Below are 9256 nucleotides of genomic sequence, written 5' to 3'. Positions count from 1 at the left end.
TTGGGCATGATCTTTTCGGGGTTTTCGGTTTCGCCGGCGGCGGTGCCGACGAGTTCGATGGAGGCGTAGGCGAACAGGACGCCCTGCATGAGGATGATCATGGGCAGCAGGCCGTTGGGGAAGATGCCGCCGTTGTCGGTGATGAGGTTGAAGCCGGTTTCCTGGCCGGGGACGGGGGTGCCGAAGATGACGAAGTAGGTGCCGATGAGGAGGAAGGCCACGAGGGCGGCGACCTTGATGATGGCGAACCAGAATTCCATTTCGCCGAAGACCTTGACGGAAACGAGGTTCAGGCAGAGGACGACGACGAGGGCGGTCAGTGCCCAGACCCATTGGGGGACGTCGGCCATCCAGGGGATGTAGTTGCCGAAGAAGTTCATGTAGAGGGCGGCGGCGGTGATGTCCACGATGGTGGTGGTGGCCCAGTTGATCCAGTAGAACCAGCCCGAGACGAAGGCTGCTTTCTCGCCGAAGAATTCGCGGGCGTAGGAGACGAAAGAGCCGGACGAGGGCCGGTGCAGCACGAGTTCGCCGAGGGCGCGCAGGATCAGGAAGGCGAAGAAGCCGCAGACGGCGTAGGCGATGACCAGGGACGGCCCGGCAGCGTTGAGCCGGCCGCCGGCGCCGAGGAACAGGCCGGTGCCGATCGCGCCGCCGATGGCGATCATCTGGATCTGCCGCGGTTTCAGGCTCTTGTGATAGCCCTTGTCCTCCGCATGGAGAAGGTTTTCTGTAGCGTGTGCCTGGGCTGGGACCGTATGGTCCGTGACGGGTTGGTTACTCATGGTGGTCCTTTGATTTCCTGTTGGGGGGAGGAATCTTGTTACTTGCTAAGGTTCGCGAGGCGTTCGGGGCTGAGGAGCTCCTGCAGCTGGGTTTCGGTGAGCAGGCCGTGTTCAAGGACCAGTTCGGCCACGCCCTTGCCGGTGGCGAGTGCTTCCTGGGCGATGGCCGTGGCGGTTGCGTAGCCGAGGTGGGGGTTGAGGGCGGTGACCAGGCCGATGGACTGTTCCACGGTGAGGCGCAGGTGTTCGGTGTTGGCGGTGATGCCGCGGATGCAGCGGGCCGTGAGCGTGCGGCAGGCGGCTTCGAGGTGCGAGATGCTCTTGTGCAGGCTGTGGACAATGATGGGTTCGAAGGCGTTGAGCTGGAGCTGCCCGGCTTCGGCGGCCATGGTGATGGTGACGTCGTTGCCGATGACCTCGTAGGCTACCTGGCTGACTACTTCCGGGATCACCGGGTTGATCTTGCCGGGCATGATGGAGGATCCGGACTGGACGGCCGGAAGGTTGATCTCGCCGAGGCCGGCGCGGGGACCGGAGGAGAGCAGGCGGAGGTCGTTGCAAATCTTGGACAGTTTGACGGCCACGCGCTTGAGCACGCCGGACAGGTGGACGAACGCGCCCACGTCCTGGGTGGCTTCGATGAGGTCGACGGCGGTGACCAGGGGCAGCCCGGTAATCTCGGCCAGGTGCCGGCAGGCGGCCTCGGCGTAGCCGGCGGGGGCGTTCAGCCCGGTGCCGATCGCGGTGGCGCCGAGGTTGATCTCGTGGATGAGCAGGTCCGCCTCGGCCAGCCGCTGCCGGTCCTCGCCGATGGTCACGGCGTAGGTGCCGAATTCCTGGCCAAGGGTCATGGGCACGGCGTCCTGGAGCTGGGTGCGGCCCATCTTCACCACGGTACGGAACTCCATGGCCTTTTCCGCGAACGCTTCCTCCAGTTCGGCCAGTGCGGAGAGCAGCTCGCGGGCGGCGAAGATGGTGCCGAGCTTCACCGCTGTCGGGTAGACGTCGTTGGTGGACTGGCTTAGGTTGACGTGGTCGTTGGGGTGCAGCCGGGCGTAGTCGCCCTTGGGGTGGCCAAGGATTTCCAGCGCCCGGTTGGCGATGACCTCATTGGCGTTCATGTTCGAGGATGTTCCGGCGCCGCCCTGGATCACGTCGACGATGAACTGTTCGCTGAGTTCGCCGTTCATCACGTCGGTGCAGGCCTGTTCGATGGCCGCGGCACGTTCGGCGTCCAGGAGCCCGAGCTCAAGGTTGGTGCGGGCTGCGGCCAGCTTCACGGCGGCGAGGCCCCGGACAAGGTGCATGTTGCTGGAGAGCGGCTGCCCGGTGATGGGGAAGTTTTCCACGGCGCGGAGCGTGTGGACGCCCCAGTAGGCGCCGGCGGGGATGTCGCGGTCGCCGAGCAGGTCATGCTCGGAGCGGACAGCCAGCGGTTGGGCATCCGGCAGGGTTTGTGTTTCGGTCATGTGGTGCAGTCCTTAAAGAACGTCGTCGGTCGGGGACAGGGAGGAAAAGTCGGCGGCCTGCAGCAGGCCCACTAGGCGGCCTCCGCCGAGGACCGCGCCGGTGGCGATGCCCGCCAGGGCGGAGGTGTCGATGTCGAGCGCTTCCAGCGCGCGGATGGTGACGGGCATCCGGGCCCGGTCACCGCCGTCGGAAATCTTGACAGCGACGGCCCGCCCGTCCGGGAGCCCCACCAGCTGCACGCCTTCGAAGCCGTCCTTCGCCAGGGCGCCGGGCAGGAGGCGCATGAGCTCCGTGACGTCGCGGCCCTCGCCCGCCACCATGTCCGGGTGGCGGCGCATGGCATGTGCGACGGCGGCTTCCGGGCTTTCGGGGGCGGACGCGCCGTCGGCAAGTTCGGCGGAGGCGAGGCGGCCGAAGGCGCGGGCCATGCCGGCGAGGGTGTGGGCGAACAGCGGGGTGCCGCAGCCGTCGGTGCTGACGCCGGCGGGTTCCTCGCCGGTCAGGTCGGTGACGGTTTCGGCGACGAGCCTCTGCAGCGGGTGGGAGGGGTCCAGGTAGCCCTGCACCGGCCAGCCGTTGATGACGCAGGTGGCGGCCATGGCGGCGTGCTTGCCGGAGCAGTTCTGGGCCAGCTGCGTGGGCCGGCCGCCATCACGCAGGTAATCCTCGCGCTCGCGGACGCCGTAGGGGAGGTCGGAGCTGTTTTCGAGGGCTGCGGGCGTGAGCCCGTGGAGTTCCAGGATGCGGCTGGCGCCGTCGAGGTGCCGCTGTGCGCCGGAGTGGCTCGCGGCCGTGAGGGCCAGCAGGTCCGCGGGCAGGTCCAGCCCGGCCCGGACCATGGCCACGGACTGCAGGGGTTTCAGCGAGGACCGGGGGTAGAACGCGGCGTGGGGTTCGCCGGCGGAGAGCTGGGTGCGGCCGTCGGGCGCAGTGGCGATCAGGGAGCCGTAGTGGACGCTTTCGACCAGCCCGTCGCGGGTCTGGACTGCAAGCGGCTCGTGCCGCGGCAGGATCGCTGCTGGTGCGGGAGGCGCGGAAAGGGAGCGGCTTGCCGGCGTGGCGGGGGAAGGCATGGTGTCCTCTGCGTTGGGTGTTGATGTGTTGAGTTGGGTGTATCCGTGAAGGAAGTGGGTTGGGCTGGGCCCGAGCGGGGCTCGGGCGGCTACCGGCTGAGGATCGAGTCGAGGGCTTCGCCGACGGCGCGCAGGTGTTCGGCCATGGCGGCGCTGGCGTCTGCTGCAGAGCCGCTTTCGATGGCATCGAGGATGAGGCGGTGTTCGACGTCGGAGGCGTGCTGGCGGTCGGCCACCATGTTGAGGGTCTCGGACTGGTGGGCGAGGGCGTCGCGGATGTCAGCCACTACGCTTTCGAACACCCTGTTGCCGCTGGCGCGGGCAATGGCTGCATGGAAGCTGGAGTCGAGGGAGACCCAGGCTTCTGGATCGGTCTCCGCCGCCATGGATGCCATCATGCCGCGGAGGATTTCCAGGTCTTCGGTGGTGCGGCGCTCGGCGGCGAGCCCGGCGGCGGGGATTTCGATGTGCGGCCGGGCCTCGGTGAGGTCGCGGGCGGAGAACTGGCCCAGGACGAGGTCGTTGGCCACATGGTCGGCGACGACGAATGTGCCGCGGCCTGTTTTGGTTACGGTCAGGCCGAGAGCGGTGCAGGAACGCAAGGCCTCCCGGATCACTGAGCGGCTCACGCCGTACTGCGAGGCCAGCGCGGCTTCCGAACTGAGCTTGGCACCCACGGCCAGCGCGCCGCTCTGGATGTCGCCGCGGATGGCGTTGAAGACAGCTTCGGCCGCACTGAGGCGTGCCAGCGGAAAGGTGCTAGCTCCGCTCTCCGGTCCGACTGTCCGGCTGTCTGACAGGTTCACGATAAGAATATGGCACGGGTCACAGGCGGGTGTCAACCACGAGCCTGAGCCCGATCGGGATGTGAAGGGCGCGCGCCAGGGACGAACGCATAGCCTGATCGGAACGTTCGTTCCGATCCATTCTTGCGCTCGGGGAGTGGTCAGGCGTAGTGTGGGATCTGTGAGTAAACCGGCACGATCGTTCCTAATTGCAAAGGAGGCGCGGTGGCCCAGCACTTCAGTGCGAAGCTCGCCGCGGCCGTCCGTGCCCGGCGCGCCGACCTCCGCCTGAGCCAGCAGGACCTCGCCGACATGGCAGGAGTCTCCGAGCGCTTCGTCCGCTTCGTGGAACAGGGCAAGCCTAGCCTCCGGCTGGACACCCTGCTGGTCTTGCTGGAAACGCTCGGGCTTGAGCTGGGGCTCGGCACCCGAACCAGCGCAGCCGCCCGCGCGCTGGTGAACCAGCCGTCGGAGCTTTTGGTGACCCAACCGCCGTCGGGCGTTCCGGCGTCGTCCGGTCCGTTGGAAGACAACGTAGCCCGCGAACGGGACAACCAGCCGTGAGGCACCGCATCGCGGACATCTATAAGCGGGGCGTCCTGGCCGCCCGGCTGGAACGGCACGACGGCGGAACCAGGTTCAGCTATCTGTCCGCATACCTGCAAAGCGGCCGCCCCGCCGTCGCCAGTTCCCTTCCGCTGTCCCCGGAACCTGTGCTCTCCGGAGCAGGGGCCGCACCGCCGTATTTCACCGGGCTGCTCCCGGAGGGCCGGCGGCTGAACGCACTGCGCCGGACCATCAAGACCAGCGCGGACGATGACCTCTCGCTGCTCATCGCCGCCGGCGGCAACCCCGTGGGCGACGTGCAGATCGTGGGTCACGGGGAGCCGCTGGACCCGGAGGAGCACGCCGTCGAGGTGGACCCGCGCAGGCCGGTGGACTTCGACGAGCTGCTGGGCGACTCGGGCCTGATCGATCCGGTGGCGCTTGCCGGCGTGCAGGACAAGCTCTCCGCTGGAATGATCTCCATGCCCGTGGCCAGCGCGGGGCGTAGGTTCATCCTCAAGCTCAACGCCCCGGAATTCCCGCACGTGGTGGAGAACGAGTTCATCATGTTCCGCTACGCGGCGAAGCTGCGGATTCCGCTGAGCCGGGTGCAGCTGATGCGCGACGTCGCCGGCCGGCCGGGGCTGCTGGTGGAGCGGTTCGACCGCGTGCCCCTGGAAGTCGGTACGGCGGCGGGCGCGCCGGGCGGCCCTGACGCGGTGCAGCGACTCGCCGTCGAGGACGGCGCGCAGGTCCTGAAGCTGTACCCGGCGGACAAGTACAACGTGGGGTTCGGGACGGTGTGCCATGCGCTCGCCGATTACTGCGCGGCGCCGCTGCCGGCGCTCCGGAACCTCGCCATCCAGGCTGCCTTCGCCCTACTGAGCGGCAACGGTGACCTGCACGCGAAAAACGTATCCATGGTGCAGCAACCGCACGGGGAATGGTCCATCGCTCCCGTCTACGACATCCCCTCCACAGTGGTCTACGGCGACAAGACGCTCGCCCTGACGCTCGGCGGCAAGCGCAGCGGTATCTCGCGGAAGCACTTCCTGGCCTGGGCCACGGGACTCGGCCTGTCCGAACGGACGTCCGTGCAGGCCGTGGATCTGGCGCTGAAGGCGGCGGGCCCATTACTGGCGGATCTGGAGTCCGGGACGGCCTTCGCTTCAACGACGGTTACGGCAACGGCCACAGTCCCACCAGCCATCATTTCTAAGGACGACGGCGGCGCCTCGCCTTTTCCGGACATGGTCACCAGGGCGTGGGTCAAGGAGCTGAAGCACCGACGTCGGCTGATGGAGGGGTAAAGCCGCCGTACCATCTGAGCACGCGCAGGGCACGAAGCGTGTTCCACCGGCTGGGGCGTCCGTCGGCGTCTTCCATGGCGAAGTGGATGCGTCCCGGGTGGGTGTTCTCGAGCAGCCAGGTTCCGTCGGGCTGCCGTTTCGAGCGGAGCAGGCCGACGGCCTCGGCAAGGCGGTTGTCCGGCAGTCCGCCCGTGCCGTTGAGAAATACGTCCTGGAAGGAAGCGTCGCGGAAATAGTCAAGGCCGCGGAGCGCGTCATAGAACCAGCGGGTCGGGTAGGAAAACTGCAGCCAGTCCGGGTCCACCAGCTCGCCGGTGCTCTTGCGCCGCAGCAGGACGCGCTCCAGCAGGTACTCCTCGCCCCGCTTCCGGGCAGCAATGGACTCGGGAGTTCCGCCCGTAGCCCGTTCGTGTTCCAGCAGCCCCTCCAGCACGTTGATGGTGGTGGCGAACGACGACCGCACCGATCCCCGTTCCGCCTCGCAGTTCCAGCCGCCGTCGGCCAGTTGCTCGCGGAGCAGCCGCTGCACGATGCCGTCGACATTCTCGCCGAAGTACGCTCCGAGGGCCACGGCCTTGCCGTTGATGCAGGGCTCCACCTCGCCGTCGAAGAACGGCTGGCCGCCCTCCTCCCAGCGGCTGTGCTCCCTCACCTTCCGGACGGCGGCACGGGCCTCCTCACTGCCCGGATCGAGCCCAAGGTCCCGCAGGAGCAGCAGGCTGTAGGTCGTGGCGGTCCACGGCTGGCCCGGCTCGGAGCCGTCATACGGCACAGGGAAGAAGGTGCCGCCGTCCCACTGGCCGTCGCCGCCCTGCAGGGCGAGCAGGCGCACACCCCAGCCCTCGGTGGCCACGCGGGCACGTTCGGCGCGAACCTCCCCGGCAGGCGCATCCGTCAGGTCACGCAGGACCTGCCAGCGGATCGAGGGGTCGGAATCGAGCAGCCAGTCGAGCACGTGTCTATCCGAGCCGGAAACCGGTGCTAAAGGTGCTGGATGCCCGCGCGCTGCATGGCGTCTTTGTAGACGTCCACGCTCTTGGTCAGGAGTTCTTCCTGCTTGGCCTCGGAAACAGCAAAGGCCCGCCCGCCGAGCGCGCTGGCCTTGTAGATCTTGATGCCGTTGTTCTTGAGCGAGTAGTGGTAGGTCTTCTCGAAGAGCGTCAGGAAGGTGGCGGCGTCGGTCCCGTGGGCAATGATGGCCGAGACGCGCCTGTTGATCTTCATGAACTGCCGGAAGGGGCGCAGGCCGTCGGTCTTCTCCTGGATGCTGAGGGCCGAGGGCATGTCCGGGTCGCGCACCCAGGGGTAGGCGTTCCACGGCATGACGTAGCGCGGATCGAGCTCGGCGAGCTCGTAGATCTGGGTGGCCCGCCGGGCGGCCTCGTCGTCGTTGAAATGGGACACGAAACCGGACTCGGTTCCCTTGCCCGGGCTGACCTGGAGGCTGACAATCCGGCATTCGTCCTCGTCATGGACGGGGTCGATGTAAGGAACGGTCGATCCCGGCTTCTTCTCCATAAGTTCATCGCACAGTTGCGTCACTGCTGCGATGTTCGGTTCCTGTAGCAGGGCTTTCTTTTCGTCCCAGTCAATCGTCACGATTTCTCCCTTAGCTGCATGGCGTCCAAGAATCAGGCGTCTTAGGCCACTCTACGCTTTTGGCGGTAAGGGTGCGTGGGCGAGTTTCCGCCGATCCGGCAGGACGCCTAAACCCCTGCGCCCCGGAACGTGAACCGGCCGGCCACCAGCGTTGCAGCCACGGGCATTCCGGCGAACACAGCATCGGACACGGCAAGGGGATCAGCATCCAGCACGGCAACATCAGCCACCACCCCGGCCCGGATCCGGCCTCGCCCACGGGTTGAGGCGAGCAGCGCTTCCTCGCGGGTCAGGGCCTGCTCCGGGTGCCAGGGGCCGCGGCCGTCTTCACGTACCCGCGCGGTCGCGGCGGACATTGCCAGCCACGGATCCAGGGCCGCCACCGGCGCATCGGAACCGAGAGCCAGCTGCGCCCCGCCGTCCAGCAGCGACCGCAGCGGGAAGGCCCGGTCAGTGCGGCCGGCCCAGTTAGTGTCAGCGGCGTCGCGGTCGTCGAGTGCGTGGGCGGGCTGGACGCTGGCCGTCAGGCCAAGCTCACCGAACCGCGCGAAGTCCTCCCGCCGTACAAACTGGGCGTGCTCGATCCGGCCGCCGATCCCAACTTCAGCGAAGGCGTCCAGTGCAACCTTATTGGCGCCGTCGCCAATGGCATGGACCGCCGGAACGAAGCCCGTCTCCCGGGCCCTGGCGAGCAGGGCAACCAGCTCCGGTTCACTCACGGTCAGGATGCCATGCCCGCCGTGCGGGTACGGGTCAACACAAAAAGCGGTGCGCGTGTTCAGGGATCCGTCGATGAGTACCTTTAGCGGACCCACCCGCAGAAGGCCGGCACCGCCGTCGACCATTTGTCCCGTCCGCATCCCGGCAGCGGCCGCCCGCTCCAGGTCCTCCGGGTACACCCCCGCGTCAAGGCGCAGCGAACGGAATCCGCCGCCGATCCGGCGCAGCCAGACGTCGCGGTTCCATGTCATCTCCAGGTCCACCACGCCCACAACACCGCGGGCGGCGGCTTCCGGGCCCGCCGTGCCCACCCAGCTGTCCACGACGTCGTCCGGCAGCTTTCCGAGTTCGCGCGTGAGGGCGAACGCCGGTTCCTCACGGAGCAGGCCGTCTGGCGGGAGCTGGACTCCGTACCGGCGCGCGGCCGCCGAATTCAGCCAGACGCAGTGCAGGTCATGGCTGATCAGGGCGGTGGGGACTCCCCGGGTGACGTCGTCGAGCGTTTGGGCGCTCGGGACGTCGTCCCAAATGGCGTCGCGGAAGCCCGCGCCCACCACCGTGCTGGCCGGTTCAGCCCCGGGGTCCGTCGCGGTAATCCGCTTCCGGACAAGCTCGACGGCGGCGCTCGCCGAAGCGGCACCGGACAGGTCGATCCGGTTGGCGGCCAGGGCCCACTGCGTCATGTGGACGTGCTCATCCCACAGCCCGGGGATGACGAAGCGTCCCTCGAGATCCAGCACCTGGGCACCCGCTGCCCTGAAACCTCCGGCGCGCGCCCCCGCAGCGGTAATTGCGGACACCCGGCCATCGCGAACATGGAGGTCGGAGCACACTGTGTCGCCGGGGAGCCTCACGGACGCCAGCACCAGGTCCTGCGACGTGGGGTCTTGAGCTGCTGGGTCGTAACCTGCTGCACGGTCCTGGCTGGAAGGCATAGGAACAGGCTAGGCGGGTGGCGGGTCAACACC

At 67.8% G+C, this 9256-nt stretch carries 9 protein-coding genes; 2 read left to right on the top strand and 7 right to left on the bottom strand.

The features are described from left to right. From DBZ45_RS10255 to DBZ45_RS10240, 4 genes are all read right to left on the bottom strand, one after another. Nucleotides 1-785 (bottom strand): amino acid permease (locus tag DBZ45_RS10255; protein ID WP_146617481.1); only part of this gene is annotated, 785 nt, incomplete at its 3' end. 38 nt (nucleotides 786-823) lie between these two features. Then, nucleotides 824-2254, bottom strand: a complete 1431-nt coding sequence (locus tag DBZ45_RS10250) for an aspartate ammonia-lyase (protein ID WP_111903804.1) — start codon at nucleotides 2252-2254, stop codon at nucleotides 824-826. Nucleotides 2255-2266: 12 nt separating this feature from the next. Further along, nucleotides 2267-3328, bottom strand: a complete 1062-nt coding sequence (locus DBZ45_RS10245) for an asparaginase (RefSeq protein ID WP_111903803.1) — start codon at nucleotides 3326-3328, stop codon at nucleotides 2267-2269. An 89-nt stretch (nucleotides 3329-3417) separates the two neighbouring features. Continuing rightward, nucleotides 3418-4134: a FadR/GntR family transcriptional regulator gene (locus DBZ45_RS10240; protein WP_111903802.1), complete on the bottom strand. Its 717-nt coding sequence runs from the start codon at nucleotides 4132-4134 to the stop codon at nucleotides 3418-3420. Nucleotides 4135-4338: 204 nt separating this feature from the next. Between DBZ45_RS10240 and DBZ45_RS10235 the strand changes: the two genes are divergently transcribed. After that, nucleotides 4339-4677: a type II toxin-antitoxin system Y4mF family antitoxin gene (locus DBZ45_RS10235; RefSeq protein ID WP_111903801.1), complete on the top strand. Its 339-nt coding sequence runs from the start codon at nucleotides 4339-4341 to the stop codon at nucleotides 4675-4677. Next, the gene (locus DBZ45_RS10230) at nucleotides 4674-5969 is read left to right on the top strand and encodes a type II toxin-antitoxin system HipA family toxin (protein ID WP_111903800.1); all 1296 of its coding nucleotides are present in this window, start codon (nucleotides 4674-4676) and stop codon (nucleotides 5967-5969) included. Before DBZ45_RS10235 ends, DBZ45_RS10230 begins: the two co-directional genes overlap by 4 nt. On the opposite strand, the gene DBZ45_RS10225 is transcribed toward DBZ45_RS10230, so the two are convergent. From DBZ45_RS10225 to DBZ45_RS10215, 3 genes are all read right to left on the bottom strand, one after another. Further along, a complete protein-coding gene (locus DBZ45_RS10225) occupies nucleotides 5929-6924 on the bottom strand; it encodes a hypothetical protein (protein WP_111903799.1) in 996 nt (331 codons plus the stop codon). The two genes, DBZ45_RS10230 and DBZ45_RS10225, sit on opposite strands and share 41 nt — an antisense overlap. A gap of 26 nt (nucleotides 6925-6950) precedes the next feature. Then, a complete protein-coding gene (locus DBZ45_RS10220; RefSeq protein WP_111903798.1) occupies nucleotides 6951-7568 on the bottom strand; it encodes a uracil-DNA glycosylase in 618 nt (205 codons plus the stop codon). A gap of 107 nt (nucleotides 7569-7675) precedes the next feature. Beyond that, entirely contained in the window at nucleotides 7676-9223 is a 1548-nt protein-coding gene (locus DBZ45_RS10215; RefSeq protein WP_111903797.1) for an amidohydrolase, read from the bottom strand. Between the last annotated feature and the right edge of the window lie 33 nt (nucleotides 9224-9256).

This window comes from Arthrobacter globiformis, from assembly GCF_003261175.1.
Taxonomy (GTDB): domain Bacteria; phylum Actinomycetota; class Actinomycetes; order Actinomycetales; family Micrococcaceae; genus Arthrobacter; species Arthrobacter globiformis_A.
This window is presented reverse-complemented; position numbering and strand designations above follow the sequence as displayed.

What these genes read in the sequence shown, in the direction of transcription:
- DBZ45_RS10250 (WP_111903804.1), bottom strand. Translation starts at nt 2,254, where the DNA reads ATGACCGAAACACAAACCCTGCCGGATGCCCAACCGCTGGCTGTCCGC.
- DBZ45_RS10245 (WP_111903803.1), bottom strand. Translation starts at nt 3,328, where the DNA reads ATGCCTTCCCCCGCCACGCCGGCAAGCCGCTCCCTTTCCGCGCCTCCC.
- DBZ45_RS10215 (WP_111903797.1), bottom strand. Translation starts at nt 9,223, where the DNA reads ATGCCTTCCAGCCAGGACCGTGCAGCAGGTTACGACCCAGCAGCTCAA.